Source organism: Achromobacter sp. JD417 (assembly GCF_041879325.1).
Taxonomy (GTDB): Bacteria; Pseudomonadota; Gammaproteobacteria; order Burkholderiales; family Burkholderiaceae_B; genus Achromobacter; species Achromobacter mucicolens.
The window spans coordinates 5812170-5830901 of the sequence record NZ_CP087159.1 but is presented as its reverse complement, the minus strand read 5'-3'; the positions used below and the strand labels follow the sequence as shown (position 1 = coordinate 5830901).

Annotated in this window: 16 protein-coding genes and 1 riboswitch; of the genes, 10 read left to right on the top strand and 6 right to left on the bottom strand. The window is 65.4% G+C overall.

The features are described from left to right. Positions 1–16: 16 nt before the first annotated feature. A complete protein-coding gene (gene grxC, locus LN047_RS26760) occupies positions 17–274 on the bottom strand; it encodes a glutaredoxin 3 (RefSeq protein ID WP_056319736.1) in 258 nt (85 codons plus the stop codon). 52 nt (positions 275–326) lie between these two features. Next, positions 327–749, bottom strand: a complete 423-nt coding sequence (locus tag LN047_RS26755) for a rhodanese-like domain-containing protein (RefSeq protein ID WP_056319739.1) — start codon at positions 747–749, stop codon at positions 327–329. Positions 750–963: 214 nt separating this feature from the next. On the opposite strand from LN047_RS26755, the gene gpmA reads away from it, so the two are divergent. From gpmA to LN047_RS26715, 8 genes are all read left to right on the top strand, one after another. Continuing rightward, positions 964–1716 (top strand): 2,3-diphosphoglycerate-dependent phosphoglycerate mutase, encoded by a 753-nt coding sequence (gpmA, locus tag LN047_RS26750; RefSeq protein ID WP_056319742.1) that lies wholly within the window; start codon positions 964–966, stop codon positions 1714–1716. Between the two features lie 7 nt (positions 1717–1723). After that, positions 1724–3325 carry a murein hydrolase activator EnvC gene (locus LN047_RS26745; protein WP_226847447.1) on the top strand — a complete coding sequence of 534 codons (1602 nt, stop codon included), beginning with the start codon at positions 1724–1726 and terminating at the stop codon, positions 3323–3325. A 136-nt stretch (positions 3326–3461) separates the two neighbouring features. After that, positions 3462–4907 (top strand): S41 family peptidase, encoded by a 1446-nt coding sequence (locus LN047_RS26740; protein ID WP_152382862.1) that lies wholly within the window; start codon positions 3462–3464, stop codon positions 4905–4907. Beyond that, complete coding sequence (locus tag LN047_RS26735; protein WP_373980706.1) at positions 4904–5662, top strand: ThiF family adenylyltransferase; 759 nt, start codon at positions 4904–4906, stop codon at positions 5660–5662. Before LN047_RS26740 ends, LN047_RS26735 begins: the two co-directional genes overlap by 4 nt. Positions 5663–5766: 104 nt before the next feature. Further along, entirely contained in the window at positions 5767–6957 is a 1191-nt protein-coding gene (locus LN047_RS26730) for a diguanylate cyclase (RefSeq protein WP_056319751.1), read from the top strand. A gap of 167 nt (positions 6958–7124) precedes the next feature. Continuing rightward, entirely contained in the window at positions 7125–7844 is a 720-nt protein-coding gene (locus tag LN047_RS26725) for a FadR/GntR family transcriptional regulator (protein WP_056319752.1), read from the top strand. After that, entirely contained in the window at positions 7841–9253 is a 1413-nt protein-coding gene (locus LN047_RS26720; protein ID WP_142052483.1) for an FAD-binding oxidoreductase, read from the top strand. The genes LN047_RS26725 and LN047_RS26720 overlap by 4 nt, the downstream gene beginning before the upstream one ends. 1147 nt (positions 9254–10400) lie before the next feature. After that, positions 10401–11375, top strand: coding sequence for an IS110 family transposase (locus LN047_RS26715; protein WP_373980705.1), 975 nt, complete (start codon positions 10401–10403; stop codon positions 11373–11375). Between the two features lie 645 nt (positions 11376–12020). Here the strand turns inward: LN047_RS26715 and thiC are convergent. Next, a complete protein-coding gene (gene thiC, locus LN047_RS26710; RefSeq protein ID WP_373980704.1) occupies positions 12021–13934 on the bottom strand; it encodes a phosphomethylpyrimidine synthase ThiC in 1914 nt (637 codons plus the stop codon). A gap of 64 nt (positions 13935–13998) precedes the next feature. After that, positions 13999–14107, bottom strand: a riboswitch (TPP riboswitch). Positions 14108–14329: 222 nt separating this feature from the next. On the opposite strand from thiC, the gene LN047_RS26705 reads away from it, so the two are divergent. Beyond that, positions 14330–14893 carry a hypothetical protein gene (locus tag LN047_RS26705; protein WP_056320000.1) on the top strand — a complete coding sequence of 188 codons (564 nt, stop codon included), beginning with the start codon at positions 14330–14332 and terminating at the stop codon, positions 14891–14893. 207 nt (positions 14894–15100) lie between these two features. On the opposite strand, the gene LN047_RS26700 is transcribed toward LN047_RS26705, so the two are convergent. Further along, entirely contained in the window at positions 15101–15550 is a 450-nt protein-coding gene (locus LN047_RS26700) for a helix-turn-helix transcriptional regulator (protein WP_063952153.1), read from the bottom strand. Positions 15551–15653: 103 nt separating this feature from the next. Between LN047_RS26700 and LN047_RS26695 the strand changes: the two genes are divergently transcribed. Next, positions 15654–16319, top strand: coding sequence for a response regulator transcription factor (locus tag LN047_RS26695; protein ID WP_373980703.1), 666 nt, complete (start codon positions 15654–15656; stop codon positions 16317–16319). On the opposite strand, the gene proB is transcribed toward LN047_RS26695, so the two are convergent. Beyond that, a complete protein-coding gene (gene proB / locus LN047_RS26690) occupies positions 16288–17424 on the bottom strand; it encodes a glutamate 5-kinase (RefSeq protein WP_373980702.1) in 1137 nt (378 codons plus the stop codon). The genes LN047_RS26695 and proB overlap by 32 nt on opposite strands. Before the next feature lie 55 nt (positions 17425–17479). Next, positions 17480–18616 (bottom strand): GTPase ObgE, encoded by a 1137-nt coding sequence (gene obgE, locus LN047_RS26685; protein WP_056319997.1) that lies wholly within the window; start codon positions 18614–18616, stop codon positions 17480–17482. Between the last annotated feature and the right edge of the window lie 116 nt (positions 18617–18732).

The following is an 18732-nucleotide window of genomic DNA, read 5'->3' as shown; positions in this document are numbered from 1 at the left end:
AGGCAAAAAGGGGCGATTAGCCGTTCAGCAAGGGGGTGAGTCCACCCGAGCGGTCCAGGGCCATCAGGTCGTCGCAACCGCCGACATGGGTATCGCCGATGAAGATCTGCGGGACGGTGCGCCGGCCGGTGCGTTCGATCATGACATCGCGCTGGGACGGTTCCCGGTCGATCTGGATGATTTCCAGGTCAGTCACGCCGCGCTGCTCGAGCAGCGACTTGGCGCGGGCGCAATAAGGGCAATAGTCCTTGCTGTACATGACGACTTTGTTCATAGGGCGCTCCTGTGGGTACAAGAATAGGTAGATGGGGGCGAGTCCGCCCGCTTCAACCCTTCTGGGTGACCGGCAGGCTGGCGGCGGACCAGGCGCGCATGCCGCCTTCCAGCGGCACGACGTCGGTGAAGCCCTGAGCGCGCAGCTTGGCGGCGGCGCGGGCCGAATCGCGGCCATTGTCGCAAACCACCACGAGCGGCTTGTTCTTGGGCAGCGAGCTGGCCTTCTGCTCGATGTCGGCTGCCGGCACGTTTCGTGCCTGGGCGATGTGGCCGGCCTGGAATTGCTCGGCAGGGCGCACGTCGACCCACACGGCATTGCGCTGGTTGACCATCTGGATGGCTTCATTCGTGCTGATGGCAGATCCGGTACGGCCCTTGCGCAGGGCCGGAATGATCAGCATCACGCCAGACACCACGGCGACGGCGACAATGAAAATGTTGTTTTTATCGAGCAAGAATTGCAAAAGGTCCACGAAGGCTTCCTGTAGTACGTCGGCTGGCGCTACGCCGGCTTGCATGTCGGCAAGTCCGCCGGCCAGCCGGGTAGGGGCGAACCCTGATGCATCGCGTCCAGGACATGGACGCGGTGCGCCGGGGCAGAATCACGGGCAAAATCACTCAATTATAAAATGAGCCCATTCCTTAACCATCCTCCAACTTTAACCCGCGCTGCGGGCGCCCCAAACCATGCACAAACTCGTACTGATGCGCCACGGTGAAAGCCAGTGGAATCTTGAAAACCGTTTCACCGGCTGGACCGACGTCGACCTGACCGACACGGGCCGCGAACAGGCCCGCAAGGCGGGCGAACTGCTCAAGAAGGAAGGCTTTGCCTTCGACCTGGCCTACACCTCCGTGCTCAAGCGCGCCATCCGCACCCTGTGGATCGCACTGGACGCCATGGACGCCATGTACACCCCGGTCGGCGTGAACTGGCGCCTGAACGAGCGCCATTACGGCGCCCTGCAAGGCCTGAACAAGTCCGAAACTGCCGCCAAGTACGGCGACGAGCAGGTGCTGATCTGGCGCCGCGCCTACGCCATCGCCCCGGAACCGTTGTCCCTGGACGACGAACGCCACCCGCGTTTCGACAGCCGCTACGCCAAGATTCCGGCCGACCAGCTGCCCGCCACCGAGTGCCTGAAGGACACCGTGGCCCGCGTGCTGCCGTTCTGGAACGAATCGATCGCCCCGGCCATCCGTTCCGGCCGCAAGGTGCTGATCGCCGCCCACGGCAACAGCCTGCGCGCCCTGATCAAGCATCTGGATAACGTGTCGGACGACGACATCGTCAACCTGAACATCCCGACCGGCCAGCCGCTCGTCTATGAACTGGATGATGACCTGCGCCCGATCCGCCACTATTATCTGGGCGATGCCGCCGAGATCGAGGCGGCCATGGCTGCGGTTGCAGCCCAGGGCAAGGCCAAGAAGGACTGATATCTCTATGCGTCGCACGGCGGGGTTGTTGTTGGCGGTCATGTTGGCCAGTGGGACGCTGCCTGCGCGCGCCGCGCCCAGCGACCTTGCCGGGCGTCAGTCCGATGCCGAGAAACAGCAGGCCGCCTTGCGCGACCGCATCGAGAGCCTGCAAAAGGAAATCGACGACCGCGAGGCCGCCCGCAAAGAAGCGGCCGACGCGCTCAAGCAGTCGGAATCGTCCATTTCCCGGATCAACCTGCGCCTGAAGGAACTGGCCGAGGCCAACCGCAAGGCGACGGCCGATCTCGCGTCGCTGGAAAAGCAGATCGCCGCGCAGGAGGCCGTGCTGGCCAAGCGCCGCGTCGAACTGGCCGACCAGCTGCGCACCCAATACACCAGCGGCCTGTCGCCCTGGACGGCGCTGCTCTCCGGCGACGATCCCCAGGTGCTGGGCCGCAATCTGGGCTATCTGGACTACGTGTCCCGCGCCCGGGCCGACGCTGTCAAGGCCTTGCGGGCCGACATCGACCGCCTGGCGGCGTTGCAAGCCCGCGCGGATGAACGCCGCGCCGAGATCGAAAAAGGGGTCGCCGAGACCTCCGAACAGAAAACTGCGCTGGTCGCGCAGCAAAAAGAGCGCGCCAGCCTGCTGGCCCAGCTGGAAGGACAGATCGCAGCCCAGCGCGCCGAGGCCAACAAGCTCGGGCGTGACGACCAGCGCCTGTCACGGCTCATCACCGATCTGGACGCGGCGATTGCCAAGCAGATCGAGGAAGCGCGCAAGGCGGAAGAGGCGCGCAAGCGCGCCGAGGAAGTCCGCCGGGCCGAGGAGGCGCGGCGTGCGGCCGAGGAAGCCCGCCGCGTGGCCGAAGAAACCAAGAAGCGCGCCGAGGCCGAACGCCGCGCGCAGGACGCCCGCCGCAAGGCCGAGGCCGACCGCAAGGTCGCCGAGGACGGCGCCCGCCGCGACACCGAAGCCCGCGAGGCCGCCCAGGCGCGCGAACAGGTCGAGGCGGCCGCCCGCCAGAATCGGGGGCCGGTGGCCGTGGCCGACCCGGATGCCGCCGGATTGCGTCCCGCCGAGCAGCGGCAGACCCGCATTGGCGGGCCCGCCGACACGCCGGCGCAAACAAAGCCTGCCGAACCGCCCAAAAAGACGGAACCGATTGACGAGCCCGCCACTCCAACGCGCAGTGCATCGGCTCAGCAGACCGCAAAGGCGCCGCCCGTGGGCGGCGGCAGTGGTCTGCGGCACGGGCTGACCATGCCGGTGCGCGGCCAGGTGCAGGGCAGGTTCGGGGTGGATCGCCCGGACGGGGGCGTATGGCGGGGCGTGGTGCTGCGCGCGCCAGAAGGGACGCCCGTCAAGGTGGTGGCCCCCGGTACTGTGGTTTACGCCGATTGGCTGCGCGGCTTTGGCAACCTGATCATTGTGGATCATGGCCAGCAGTACCTGACCGTCTATGCTTACAACCAGAGCCTGCTCAAACGGGTGGGCGATCCGGTGGCTGGCGGCGATACTATTGCAACCGTCGGCGCAACCGGCGGCCAAGTGGAATCCGGCCTATACTTTGAAATTCGCCATCGTGGCGCTCCAGTGGACCCGGCCCAATGGCTGGCGCAGTAGATGTAGGTCGGCCGGTCGTGCACCGGTTTGCTGGGATGCGATCGGCGCAGATGCTGTCGGTAAATGAATGTCGTTGGAAAAATACCGTTGGTAAATTACCAAACCCATCGGCGAAAACAAAATTCGGGAAGTGTGCATGGGCACTCGTAAGTTTCGCGGTTTCGGTCTGATTGCCATCGGTGCGGTGGCTGGCGTGTTGCTCAGTGTTGGCGTGACTGCGGTCGCCCAGCGCGGCAGCCCCCTGCCTCTGGACGAGCTCAGGCAACTGAGCAATGTGTTTGCCGCCATCAAGAACAACTACGTCGAGGCCGTCGACGACAAGACCCTGATCGACAATGCCATCTCCGGCATGGTGTCGAACCTGGATCCCCACTCCGCCTATCTGGATGCCGACGCGTTCCGCGAGATGCAGACCGCGACGCAAGGCGAGTTCGGCGGCCTGGGCATCGAGGTCGGCGCCGAAGACGGCTTCGTGAAGGTCATCTCGCCCATCGAAGACACGCCCGCCGCCCGCGCGGGCGTCATGGCTGGCGACCTCATCATCAAGATCGACGACACGCCCACCAAGGGCATGACCCTGAACGACGCGGTCAAGCTCATGCGCGGCGCGCCCAAGTCGCCCATCACCCTGACGATCATGCGCGCCGACCGGCCGCAGCCGATCGTCGTGAAGATCGTGCGCGACATCATCAAGGTGCGCAGCGTGCGCAGCAAGATGCTGGACAACGGCATCGCCTACGTGCGCGTCGCCCAGTTCCAGGAAAAGACCGGCGCCGATCTCGCCCGCCAGCTCAAGGAGCTGGGCGCGAAGGAACCGCCCAAGGGCCTCGTGCTGGACCTGCGCAATGACCCGGGTGGCCTGTTGACCAGCGCCATTGGCGTGTCCGGCGCGTTCCTGCCGCCCGATGCGCTCATCGTGTCCACGGACGGCCGCACCCCGGACGCCCGCCACAAGTACCTGGCCACGCCTTCGGAATACGCTCGCGGCGAAAGCAACTACCTGTCCGGCCTGCCGGCCTGGACCAAGACGGTCCCCATGGTGGTGTTGGTGAACGTGGGCTCGGCTTCGGCATCCGAAATCGTGGCCGGTGCGCTGCAGGACCACAAGCGCGCCAAGGTGCTGGGCAACCGCACGTTCGGCAAGGGCTCGGTGCAGGTGATCCTGCCGCTGTCCGAATCCACCGCGGTCAAGCTCACCACGTCGCGCTACTTCACGCCCAGCGGCCGCTCCATCCAGGCGACCGGCATCGAACCGGACTACGTCGTTGCCGACACGGCCGACGGCGACCTGTTCCGCCTGCCGCGCGAAGCCGACCTGCAACGCCACCTGTCGAACCAGCAGACCACCAACGAGATCAAGTCCAGCGCCGACCAGGACAACGTGGAACTGCCGGCCAAGGTGTTTGAATTCGGCGGCAAGGACGACTTCCAGCTTCAGCAGGCGCTGAACCTGCTGGCCGGCAAGCCGGTGCAGAAGGGCTCGGCCCGCGCCCAGGCCAAGGCTGACGCCAAGGCCGGCGGCGGGACGCCCCAGCGCATGAAGATCACGCCGACCGGAGTCGAGCCCAGCAAGGACAAATGAACGACGAGCAACTGCTGCGCTACGCCCGCCACATCCTGCTGGACGAACTCGGGATCGAAGGGCAGGAAAAACTGCTGGCGGCGCGTGTGCTCATCGTGGGGGCGGGCGGATTGGGTTCGCCCGCCGCGCTCTACCTGGCCACCGCCGGCGTGGGCGACATCACGCTGGCCGACGACGACGTCGTCGAACTGAGCAACCTGCAACGCCAGATCCTGCACACGACCGCCAGCGTCGGCCGTCCCAAGGCCGAGTCCGGCCGCGACATGCTGGGCGCCTTCAATCCGCAGACCCGCGTTCATGCCCGGGTCGAGCGCTTGAAGGACCAGGCCCTGTCCGACGCGGTCGCCCAAACGGACCTGGTGCTGGACTGCACCGACAACTTCACCACCCGTCACGCCATAAATCGCGCCTGCGTGCAGCATCGCAAGCCGCTGGTTTCGGGCGCCGCGATCCGCTTTGACGGCCAGGTCAGCGTCTACGACCTGCGCGACGACAACGCACCCTGCTACCACTGCCTGTTTCCCGAAGCCGACGACGTCGAGGAAGCCAACTGCGCCACCATGGGCGTGTTCGCGCCGGTGGTCGGCATCATCGGCAGCATGCAGGCCGCCGAAGCCCTGAAGCTGCTGTCCGGGGTGGGCGAAAGCCTGTCCGGACGCCTGCTCTGGCTGGACGTGCGCACCATGCAATGGCGCAGCGTCAACGTGCAGCGCGACCCTGAATGCACGGTTTGCGGGCACCGCGGGCACGGCTAAAGACCGCCCGTATTGCACCCAAGGACAATACTAAAGGTTTCAAATACCTGCTATAACGCCAGCCAGCCTACTGAATTCGGGTAGATGGTCATGGATATGACGGCGTGGATACAGGACTGAAGTTCAGCTTGCCCAAGTGGCGGCTGACGCGTTGGCTGACGCATTCCGGGCATGACACGCCTGCGGACATCCGCGCGGCGCTCATTGCCAGTCTGTTCGGCACGCTCCCCATTTTTGCCGGCGGGGTCATCAACACCCTGATGATCTCGGGCGTCGTCGCGTGGCGCCGGCCCGAACCGCTGTACGTCTCGTGGCTGATCCTGGAGATCGTGCTCGCGCTGGTGCGCGTCACGATTCTGCGCGCCGCCCTGCGGGCGGCCCCCAAGGGCGGCAACACCTATACCGATCTGTACATCCTGCTGGCGCTGCTCTGGGCGTTCAGCGTGGGCTATGGCGTGTTCGTCACCTTGCTGAACGGGGACTGGCTGGCGGCGACGCTGGCCGGCGTGTCGTGCGGCGCCATGGCGGGCGGGATCTGCTTTCGCAACTACGGCGCGCCCCGGCTGGTGGGCGCCATGATCTTCCTGAGCCTGGGCCCCATGTGCCTGGGCGCCCTGTTCACGGGCGAATGGGTCATGGCGATCGTCTTCATCCAGATCCCGTTTTATCTCATCAGCATGGTCATCGCCTCGCACCGGCTCAACCGGATTCTGGTGTCCACCATGCTGGCCGAGCGGGACAGCGACCGGCGCGCCAGCGAAGACGCGCTGACCGGCCTGGCCAACCGCGCCGGCCTGCTGGCGGCGCTGGAGCGTGTGTGTAGCAGCGCGCGCGGCCATGACAGCGCCGCCGCGCTGCTGTACATGGACATGGACGATTTCAAGCGGATCAACGACACCCACGGACACGCCGGGGGCGACCAGGTGCTCAAGACCATCGCGGAGCGCATGCGGGCCATGCTGCGGGTGGACGACGTTGCCGCAAGAATCGGCGGTGACGAATTCATCGTCCTGGTCACCGGCATCGACGCCACGGCCGCGCTGCGGCTGGGCGAGCATCTGCTGCGCGACGTCTCGCAGCCCATCACGCTGGCCGACGGCAACCGGGTCTGCGTGGGGCTGTCCATCGGCATCTCGATCATGTCGGGCGCCAACCGCACCCCGCAAGGCGCGCTGGATTCCGCCGACGCGGCGCTGTACCGGGCCAAGGCGCAGGGCGGCCGCTGCTGCGTGGTCGACCAAGGCCAAGTCATCGCTGAAAGCGAAGGCCTGCAAAGCGCGTCGGTCGCCGCTTGAAGCGACGGCGCTCGTCCGCCGCGGCCGTGCGGGGCCGAATCTGTCCAAATCTGGACGCCGTTCACTGATTTTCGCGCTTCACCATCACGGCATACGGACCGCATGACAGGCGCTCTGAAACAATTGAAGTTATCAGATAACCTGAAAAATCTGCCTATAATCCGCTCATGTTGACCAAGAGCCTCACCCTCACCGAGCAGGTCGCCCGCCAGCTCGCCAGCGAAATCGCCGACGGCATCCACGCCGTCGGTGCCAAGCTGCCGTCCGGCCGTGTGCTGGCCGAGCAGTACGGCGTCAGCGCCGCCGTCATCCGCGAAGCCACGGAACGCCTGCGCGCGCAGGGCCTGATCCAAAGCCGGCAGGGGTCGGGCAGCACGGTCGTCTCGCGCACGGGCGCACAGGGCTTCCAGGTGTCCACCGGCATTGCGGTCGACCGCGACAAGCTCGCCAACGTCTACGAACTGCGCATGGAACTGGAAGGCGGCGCCGCCGCGCTGGCTGCGGTTCGCAGCACGGCGTCGGACCTGGACGCCATGGCATCGGCCCTCGCCTCGCTTCAGGCCCATCTGGACCACCCCGAGGCGGGCGTCGAACACGACATCGCCTTTCACGTCGCCATCGCGACGGCCACGCACAACAGCTACTACCAGGACCTGCTGCAATACCTGAACCTGCAGCTGCGCCTGGCCGTCAGCACCGCCCGGTCAAACAGCCGCCTGCAGGAAGGCCTGACCGCCGCCGTGCACCAGGAACACGTCGCCGTGTTCGAGGCCATTCGCGCGCGCGATCCGGACCGCGCCCGCCAGGCCGCCATCCGCCACCTGCAGCAAGCCGCCGGCCGCCTGCAACTCGATCTTCTCTTTCCCGCCGCATCCCACATCTCATGAGCGCAACCGACTTTTCTCAACGGCTGGTCCAGGCTTTGGGCCCCGATACCGTGTTCACCGACCCGGCGGACATCGCCCCGTGGCTGTCCGACTGGCGCGGCCTGTATAACGGCCAGGCCCAAGCCGTCGTGCGCCCGCGCACGACAGCCGAGGTCGCCACATGCCTCGCCCTGTGCCAGGAAGCCGGCGTGCCGGTCGTGCCGCGCGGCGGCAACACCGGCCTGTGCGGCGGCGCCACGCCCGACGGCGGCGCCAACAACGTCGTCATCAGCCTGGACCGCATGAATGCGGTGCGCGCCATCGACACCGTCGCCAACACCATGGTTGCCGAGGCCGGCGCCATTCTGGGCAACCTGCGCCGCGCGGCCCAGGACGCCGGCCGCCTGCTGCCGCTCAGCCTGGCCGCGGAAGACTCCAGCCAGATCGGCGGCAACGTCGCCACCAATGCCGGCGGCGTGAACGTGGTGCGCTACGGCATGGCCCGCGAACTGGTCCTCGGCCTAGAAGCGGTGCTGCCCACCGGCGAAATCTTTCACGGCCTGCGCACCCTGCGCAAGGACAACACCGGCTACGACCTCAAGCAACTGCTCATCGGGTCGGAAGGCACGCTCGGCATCATCACCGCCGTCGCGCTGCGCCTGTACCCGCGCACCGACGTGCGCTCCGTCGTGCTGGCCGCGGTCGAATCCCCGGCGCAGGCGCTGCAACTGTTCGAGATCCTGTTCGAACAATGCGGCGCACGCCTGCAAGCCTTCGAATTCTTCACCGGCGATTGCCTGGACCTGGTGCTGACGCACGCCGAGGGCGTGCAGGAGCCCTTCGAACAACGCTACCCGGCCTATGTGCTGGTGGAACTGGCCGACACCACCGACGAGGCCGCGCTCAACACGCTGCTCGAAAACGTCATCGGCACGGCGCTTGAACGCGGCCTGTGCCTGGACGCCGCGGTCTCGGCGTCACTGGCGCAATTGCAGACGCTGTGGAAGCTGCGCGAGGAAATCTCCGAAGCCCAACGCGCCGACGGCCCCCATCTGAAGCACGACGTATCGCTGCCGATCGAGCGCATTCCCGACTTCATGCAATCGGCCGAAGCGCGCGTACGCGCCCTGTACCCCGACATCCGCCCGTTCATCTTCGGCCACTTCGGCGACGGCAACCTGCACTACAACCTGTCCCGCCCGGCAGGCGCAGACCGCAACTGGGTCGCGGAGCATGGGGCTGCGATCACGGATGCGGTGTTGGATGAAGTGAACCGGTATGGGGGGAGTATTTCGGCTGAGCACGGAATTGGTCAGCTCAAGCGTGAGCATTTCCTGCATAGCAAGGATGCCGTGGAGTTACGGTTGATGCGGGAGATCAAGAAGGTGATGGATCCTGCGGGGATTATGAATCCTGGGAAGTTGTTGTAGGCGTTGGTTTGGATTTTCGGGGTGGACGGAGCTTTGTTGTTCCATTAGATCTTCGTGGTTGCTTTAGATCTTTGTAGTTGCAGCGGATCTGCGTAGGTCGGATCTTCATAGGTGCAGCGGATCTACGTAGTTGCCGCGGATCTTCGGGGGGGCACGGAGCTTGTCGTGGCTTTAGATCTTCGTAGTTGCATCGGATCTTCGTAGGTCGCCCGACGCCGCGGTCACCGTGGGCACGATCGCCCACGATTGCGGTCCGGAGCCTTCGCTCCGGACTGCCCCGTCGTCATCTTCGTCCGCCTTCGGCTCCCTTCAGATTCCCTCGGGCGCATCGACGGCGCTCGCACCCACGGTGACCGCGACGCCGTGCTGCGAGGGTCTTTGGTATGTGGCGCTGTAAGACCTGTGGTCAGGGCAGGAGATCTGCGGGGCCGCCGAATTGCTGCCGCCCGGGCGGCGGCAATCGGCATATGAGCGTCTGGTCGTCGGGGCGATGTGCGCTAGCGCGCTGGCGGGGATCGGCTTGCTAATGGTGCTCTCCGACGGGGGAGGGGCGGTGATGGGCGGCGCGCGTCGACGGCCAGCTACAACCTGCCCACCTCTACGCGCGCCGCCCATCGAGCACTGGAGTTCATTTGACGATCAATGGCGGTCGTGCCGGAACTTGGCGAGAGCGCTTGCTGCTGCTGGTGTCTGACACCCTCGGGAGGTGAACTCGGCATGAAGTGCCTCTCACCAGGGTGTCAGACACCCTTGTTTATGGCGTCTCTGCCTGAACCCGCCCAGAACGTCTGCCGCTGCCGGTGTCTGACACCCTAGGATCAATGGCGGTCGTGCCGGAACTTGGCGAGACCGTTTGCTGCTGCTGGTGTCTGACACCCTCGGGAGGTGAACTCGGCATGAAGCGCCTCTCACCAGGGTGTCAGACACCCTTGTATCTTGGCCACTGTAGTGATTAGCTATCGCTACAAGCGGACCGATGAGCGTGTTCAGACACCTAGAGCCTGGACTTTGTGGTTCAGATTACGCCTCGGTTCCGCACCTCTGAGCCGGCTGGACACTGGACGGTAGCCTAGGGCATTGGACCCTGTATGTACAAGGCAAGTGGGCGCAGCGGGCTTCTTTGGTATTGGCAAGGGAGCTTAGGTTTATGTTTTTTCTCGGAATTGACGTTTCTAAGGCGAAGCTGGATTGCACGCTGCTTGGCAGCGATGCCAACAAACGCAAGACCAAGGTCGTACCCAACTCGATAGCGGGCGTGCAGACGCTGCTGCAGTGGTGCGCCAAGCAGGGAGCCGAGCCGGCGCAGTTGCATGCCGTGCTCGAGCCCACAGGGCAATACCATGAGCAGGCTGCTACGGCCCTGCATGACGCTTCGGTCAGTGTCTCGTTGGTCAACCCTGCCCAGGTGCGCGACTTCGCCGGTGCGCTGGCGGTGCGCTCCAAAACCGATGGGATCGATAGCTACGTGCTGGCCCGCTACGGTCAGGCGCTCAAGCCTGGGCTGTGGCGCCCCGCGCCGCTGCATGCCCGTCAACTACGGGCCTTGTTGGCTCGGCGCGACGCGCTGGCCAAGGATCTGCAGCGCGAACTCAATCGCCAGGAGAAGACGCAGTTCAGTGATCCACCCGTGCTGGTCGAGGGATCCATCGCCAAAACGATCGCGTTCCTGCGCGAAGAGATCAAACGCCTGGATCATGCGATCAATGACCACATCGACCGCCACCCGGACCTGAAGGAGGATCGAGAACTGCTGACCAGCATCCCCGGCATCGGGGATCGAGCGGGGAACGCGATCCTGTCGATCATGCATAACCGGCCCATCGAGTCAGCCGAGGGCTTGGCCTCCTACTTGGGGGTGGTACCGGTGCAACGCCAGTCCGGCACCAGTCTGAACAGCCGGCCGCGGCTATCTAAAACGGGTCCCAGCACGGTACGTGCCACCCTCTACATGGCCGCTATCGTCAGCAAGCGCTTCAACCCACACGTTGGTGCGCTTTACGCGCGGCTCTTAGCAGCTGGAAAGAGCAAAATGGCCGCGCTAGGCGCGGCCATGAGAAAGCTGGTGCATCTATGCTTCGGCGTGCTTAAAACTCGGACACCGTATCGGCCCGACTACGCCTGAACGCTTGACGGTCAAGACGGTATCTTGTTTATCGCGTCTCTGCCTGAACCCGCCCAGAACGTCTGCCGCTGCCGGTGTCTGACACCCTAGGATCAATGGCGGTCGTGCCGGAACTTGGCGAGACCGTTTGCTGCTGCTGGTGTCTGACACCCTCGGGAGGTGAATTCGGCATGAAGTGCCTCTCACCAGGGTGTCAGGCACCTTAAGAGGAAGCAGCCACACGCGAAGCGTCATAGCGACGACGCAAGACTCCGCGTAAGCCCACGAAGGCCGCCCGCGCGGCCGCCCGGGGGCGGGCCCCGCAAGACCTTTCTCTCCCACACCTCCGCAGGCAAGAACCTCAAGAACCCGACTCCCCCCGCCGCCCGAAAAGATTCAACTGCAAAGCCCGGTGTGGCGTGGGCCTGGGGCGGGCGGGGCGTTTAGATGCGCCCGAGGGAATCCGAAGGGAGCCGAAGGCGGACGAGGATGACGACGGGGCAGTCCGGAGCGAAGGCTCCGGACCGCAATCGGAGCCCCGCCCGCCCCAGGCCCACGACGCGCCGGGCGTCTAAAGAACCCGATCCACCGCAAGCCGCGACCCGCGACCCGCAAGCCGCAAGTCACAACCCCTTCACTCCATCAACCAAATCACCCGCCAGCAATTCACTGCCGGTGATAAACCTCACTCCCTTTCCGCACAAACTCCACCGACTTCTCCTGCATCCCCTTCGCCAGCGCTTCCTTCTCGCTGACTCCCTGAGCCGCCGCATAATCCCGCACATCCTGCGTGATCTTCATGCTGCAGAAATGCGGGCCGCACATCGAGCAGAAGTGCGCCACCTTCATCGAATCCTTAGGCAGCGTCTCGTCGTGGAATTCCTTCGCCGTATCCGGATCCAGACCCAGATTGAACTGATCGTCCCAGCGGAACTCGAAGCGCGCCTTCGATAGTGCGTTGTCGCGGATCGCCGCGCCCGGATGTCCCTTGGCCAGGTCCGCCGCGTGCGCCGCGATCTTGTACGTGATGATGCCGTCCTTCACGTCCTTCTTGTTCGGCAGCCCCAGGTGTTCCTTCGGCGTCACGTAGCAAAGCATCGCCGTGCCATACCAGCCGATCAGCGCCGCGCCGATGCCAGACGTGATGTGGTCGTAGCCCGGGGCGATGTCCGTCGTCAGCGGGCCCAGCGTGTAGAACGGCGCCTCGTGGCAGTGTTCCAGCTGCAGCTCCATGTTTTCCTTGATCATCTGCATTGGCACATGACCCGGGCCTTCGATCATCACCTGCACGTCGTGCTTCCACGCCACCTGCGTCAGTTCGCCCAGCGTCTTCAGTTCCGCGAACTGCGCCTCGTCGTTTGCGTCGTAGCCCGAGCCTGGACGCAGGCCGTCGCCCAGCGAGAAGCTCACGTCGTACGCTTTCATGATTTCGCAGATCTCTTCGAAGCGCTCGTACAGGAAGCTCTCCTTGTGATGCGCCAGGCACCACTTGGCCATGATCGAGCCGCCGCGCGACACGATGCCCGTCATGCGGTCCGCGGTCATCGGGATGAACGGCAGGCGCACGCCTGCGTGGATCGTGAAATAGTCCACGCCTTGCTCGGCCTGCTCGATCAGCGTGTCGCGGAAGATTTCCCAGGTCAGGTCCTCGGCCTTGCCGTCCACCTTCTCAAGTGCCTGGTAGATCGGCACCGTGCCGATCGGCACCGGCGAATTGCGGATGATCCACTCGCGGGTTTCGTGGATGTGCTTGCCGGTCGACAGGTCCATCACCGTGTCGCCGCCCCAGCGGATCGCCCACGTCATCTTTTCCACTTCCTCGCCGATGCCCGAGCTGACCGCGGAATTGCCGATGTTTGCGTTGATCTTCACCAGGAAATTGCGGCCGATGGCCATCGGCTCCACTTCCGGGTGGTTGATGTTGGCGGGGATGATCGCGCGGCCGCGGGCGACTTCGGCACGCACGAACTCCGGCGTGATGGCGGCGGGGATGGCCGCGCCGAACGATCGGCCCGGGTGCTGGCGCAGCAGGCGCTTGACCATTTTTTCGCCGTCGGGGCCGCTGTCGCGCAGCGTTTGCAGGTAGTGCTCGCGGCGCAGGCTTTCGCGGATCGCCACGTATTCCATTTCCGGCGTGATGATGCCGCGGCGCGCGTAGTGCATCTGCGAAACGTTCGCGCCGGACTTTGCGCGGCGCGGCGGGCGCTGCAGGTCAAAGCGCATTGCCGTCAGCTTGGGATCGGTCAGGCGCGACTTGCCGTAGTCGCTGGTCGGGCCGGACAGCAGCTCCGTGTCGCCGCGTTCCTCGATCCACGCGCGGCGCAGTTCCGGCAGGCCGCGGCGGATGTCGATCTTGACGTCCGGGTCCGTGTAGGGACCGCTACAGTCATACACCGTCAGCGGCGGATTTTTTTCGCCGCCGAACATCGTCGGCGTGTCGTCCTGTTCGATCTCCCGGAAGGGGACCCGGATGTCCGGGCGTGAGCCCACCTCATACACGCGGCGTGATTTGGGCAGCGGTGCGACGGCCGCAGCGTCGACTTCGGCGGTCGCGGCCAAAAATTTGGGATTTGCGTTCATGGAAAGCTCCAAGCGAGTGGTTGGAGCCGATCGGGATGGACTCCCGCCCAGGACGTGCGAAGACGCGTGGCGGGAATACGCTCCCAGCATCGGCATTATCCGTACTGGTACGAAGGGACTCTCTCAACACGTCGCCGCCGTGGATGGCGGGACGAGTACCCCTGCGTGAACGCGCAGTATAGAGCCAAGCAGACGCGGCGCATTGAACAATCTGCGAGCACCCTCGCAACCCGCGCGGATAGGGCGTTTGAACGAGGCTGGTATTACTGCTTTACATTTGGATTCAGTCTAGACAGACACCGCCATGCAGGTTCGGTACACTTTTTTCCACACGCCGCGTGTACAGTCTTAGAGTCTTACCGTCCGGCATCAGCCCACTTAAGAAGGAATCGAGCATGCAACTGAACCTACGCACATTGGCGCCCGCCCTCGTAGTCGTGACATTGGCGCTAGCGGGTTGCAAGACGGCCCCGACTAAGACGTCCGACGCCACGGCCACGCCCCCGGCGGGTCAGCAATCGACCACGCCCGCGGCCGCCGCGCGCGTGGATTTCTATCTGGCCAAGCGCGAACCCGGCGCCGGCCTGCGTGAAGTGAACCTGCCGGACGGCAAGCTCTATCTGCAGGAAACGCCCGTGCTCACGCGCGCCGACCTGACCGATGCCGCCGCGCTGGTGGATCGCCAAGGCCAGAACTTCGTGGGTCTGCGCTTCTCCGAAGCCGGCACCCGCAAGCTGACCGCCGTCAGCACCGCCAACGTCGGCAGCGTGCTGGCCCTGGTGATCGATCAGGAACTGGTTGCCGCGCCGCTCATCGGCGAGCCCCTGAACCGTGGCGTCCTGGCCTTTGGCGTGCCTTCGGCCCAGGCGGCCTCCGAAATCGCCGCGCGCATCCGCGGCGATGCCGTGCCCGCCGCAGGCGGAACGGCGCCCGCGCCGGCCCCTGCTGCCAAGCCCTGATCTCGGGGTGCGCAAAAAAACCGGCTTACGTGGCCGGTTTTTTTTCGTCTGCATTTTTGTCCTGGAAGGCGCATTCAACGTGCGCGCCAGGCGTCCGCGAGAACGGGAAAAATTGGTCCGCTCGATGCGGCTCGCAGTGTCGTGATCTTGAAGCGTTGCCCCCCCGGCGCGGCCCGGTGTGTCGCGGTCCGCGCGCAGAGGCCGCGATCAGCCGATCTTGCGGCCGCGCGGCTTGATGCCGCGACGAAGCAGTGTCGTTTCGATGAAGGTCTGGGTTAACGCTTCGAGCATTGCCCGTTCGTCGGGCGTCAGCGATTCGAATTGCGACGGTGAAATGTTGGGATAGGGCCACGGCGCCAGCGGACGGGGCCGGCCGCCGGGGCGCGGCGCCGACTCGGAAACGCCTGATACTGGCAAGGTATTGCTCAGGTCGTAGGCGTCCAGGGGAAGCTCCATGGGACCCTTGCCGGTTTCCAGCCATTCGACTTCGATCTTCAACACTTGCGCCAGCTTGCGCGCGGATCGGCTTGAATGCCGCAGACCACTTTCGTAGCTGCCGATCGCGCTTTGCGAGATGCGCACCAGACGGGCGAGCGCCTTCTGCGTGTGGCCACGAAGAAGACGCGCATGCTTCAGTCGGTCTGAGAATGTTTTCACAGGGCGATTGAAGCTTGCCGATCTGTCACGTTGGTGGATATAAATAACACTAGGGTGATAACAGAGGGAAGGTCGCATGTGGGAGCGGGGCAGCGTATTTATCGTGCGATCCGAGGACATTGCGGGGTGGCGGCTGGCCAGTGCGCTGCGCCAATTCGACTGGGACACGCGCGTTTTTGCATCGGTGGACGCCCTGCTCGAACACGTGTCCGGTGACGCGCCGGATCTGCTTGTCGTGCAAGGGCCTTGCGACGGCAAGGCCGATCTTGTTGACCGCATGCGCCAAGCCGCGCCGGGCGCGCGGGTGGTGTGGCAGGACGGCGGCGCCACCACGGCGCAGCGCGCGGCGGCGCTGGACGCAGGGGTCGACGCCTGCGTGCCGCCGGACATGGAACTCCTGGAGTGGGACGCGCTGCTGCGCAGCCTGTGCCGGCGCGCGCGGTGCGGACCGGGCGACTGGCGCGTCGTGGCATTTGGCCGCATGCTGGTGGGCCCCCGCGGTGAGCGCCTGCCGCTTACCCTTCGCGAGCGCGCCGTTCTCATCCGGTTGTTCAATGCGCCCGGCCACTGTCTTCATCGCGAGAGCTTCTTTCCGGCGCAAGCGCGCGATCCCCTGGACAGCGCAAGGCGCGTGGACGTGGTCGTGTCCCGGCTGCGCAACAAGGCGCGCCGGTTCAATATCGATCTTCCTTTGCTGGCGGTGCGGGGGTGGGGATATATCCTGCTGCCGCGCCTTCCTACAGCACGACCAGATTGTCCCGGTGCATGAGCTCGGGTTCGGTCATGCTGCCCAGGATGCGCGCGATCTGCGACGAAGGCTGGCGCAGGATGCGGCGCGTGTCGGCCGACGAATAATTGATCAGCCCGCGGGCGCATTCACGGCCCTGGCTGTCGACGCAGGCCACGACGTCGCCGCGGCCGAATTCGCCTTCCACGTCGGTCACGCCGATAGGCAGAAGGCTCTTGCCTTCGCGCAGCAGCGCCTGCACGGCGCCGTCGTCCAGCACCACGCGGCCACGCAGGCGCAGGTGATCGGCCAGCCACTGCTTGCGCGCCGACCACACCGGCACGACCGCCTGCAGTTCGCTGCCGATGCACTCGCCCTGGGCCAGGCGCGTCAGCACGTTGCGTTCGCGGCCCGAGGCGATGACGGTATGCGCGCCGCTGTGGGCCGCGCGCTTGGCGGCCAGCACCTTGGTCAGCATGCCGCCGGTGCCGATGCCGCTGCCCGCGCCACCCGCCATGGTTTCCAGCGCGGGGTCGCCCGCCTGGGCGTGCGACATGAACTTGGCTTGCGGATTCTTGCGCGGGTCGGAGTCGTACAGGCCGCGTTGGTCGGTCAGGATGACCAGCGTGTCGGCTTCGATCAGGTTGGTGACCAGCGCGCCCAGCGTGTCGTTGTCGCCCAGCCGGATTTCGTCGGTCACGACCGTGTCGTTTTCGTTCACGATGGGCACGACACCCAAACGCAGCAGGGCAAACAGCGTGCTGCGCGCGTTCAGGTAGCGGTGGCGGTCGGCCAGGTCTTCGTGGGTAAGCAGAATCTGCGCGGTGCGCAGGCCGTGTTCGGCGAAGGCGGCCTCGTAGGCCTGGCACAGTCCCATCTGGCCCACGGCTGCCGCGGCCTGCAGTTCGTGCATGACGGACGGGCGCTTGCGCCAGCCCAGGCGTGCCATGCCTTCCGCGATGGCGCCGCTGGACACCAGCACGATCTGCTTGCCCTGCTTGTGCAGGGCGGCGATCTGCGCGGCCCAGTGGGCGACCGCGGCGCGGTCCAGGCCTCGGCCTTCGTTGGTGACCAGCGATGAGCCGACTTTGGCGACGATGCGCTGGGCGTGGGTGACGACGGAAACGGCAGGTGATTCAGCAGACATGATGGCGGCCGGCTGCGGCGAAAAAAAGCGTAATCGAAAGGACTGCGATTATGGCTTATTCGTTACCGCCGCGCGGCGCGGCCGGCTTGTCTGCGTCGGTGCGCGTGTCGTCAAAGCGCGGGTCCGGCGCCACGTAGGTGCCTTCGGCCTGATCCTGCGCAAGCTGTTCCTTTTCGCGCTCGGCGTCCAGGTAGTCCTGCAGCGCGTAGATCAGGTCCTGCGTGCCTTCGCCCGACAGGCCCGAGATGCCGAACACCGGACCGGTCCAGCCGTAGAGCTCAAGGAAGCGGCGTTTGGTGTCCTCGGGGTCCGGCACCATGTCCAGCTTGTTCAGGATCAGCCAGCGCGGCTTGGCGGCCAGGTCGGCGTCATAGCGGCGCAGTTCCTCGACGATGGCGCGCGCATCGGCGACGGCCTGCTCGACGGGATCGGCGTCCGGATCCGGCGTGGACACGTCCACCAGGTGCAGCAGCACGCGGGTGCGCGCCAGATGGCGCAGGAACAGGTGGCCCAGGCCGGCGCCTTCGGAGGCGCCTTCGATCAGACCCGGAATGTCGGCCACGACAAAGCTGCGCGACGGCGACGTGCGCACGACGCCCAGGTTCGGGTGCAGCGTGGTGAAGGGGTAGTCGGCGATCTTCGGCTTCGCATTGGAAATGCGGGTGATCAGCGTCGACTTGCCGGCGTTGGGCAGGCCCAGCAGGCCCACGTCGGCCAGCACCTTCAGTTCCATGCGCAGGTAGCGGTGTTCGCCTTCCTTGCCGGGCGTCCATTGCTTGGGCGCGCGGTTCACGCTGGACTTGAAGTGGATGTTGCCCATGCCGCCCTGGCCGCCGGCGGCCAGCACCACCTTCTGTTCGTGCTTGTTCAGGTCGAACAGGACTTCGCCGGTTTCGGCGTCATGGATGATCGTGCCCACGGGCACGCGCAGGGTGATGTCCGGGGCTGCAGCGCCGTATTGGTCCGAGCCGCGGCCGTTTTCGCCGTTCTTGGCGCGGTGCAGGCGTGCGTAGCGGAAGTCGATCAGCGTGTTGATGTTGCGATCGGCCACCGCGTAAATGGTGCCGCCACGGCCGCCGTCGCCGCCGTCGGGGCCGCCACGGGGAATGAATTTTTCGCGGCGAAAGCTCGCCACGCCATTGCCGCCTTTGCCGGCGACCACTTCAATGGTGGCTTCGTCTACGAATTTCATGGTGTATGCGCGTGTAGTGGGTGAGGGCGGGCGTCCACACGGGGAGCCGCCGGGAGGCAAAAGAGAGCTTACTCGCCAATTGCCTTCAAACAAAAAAGCCCTGCCGCACGCGACAG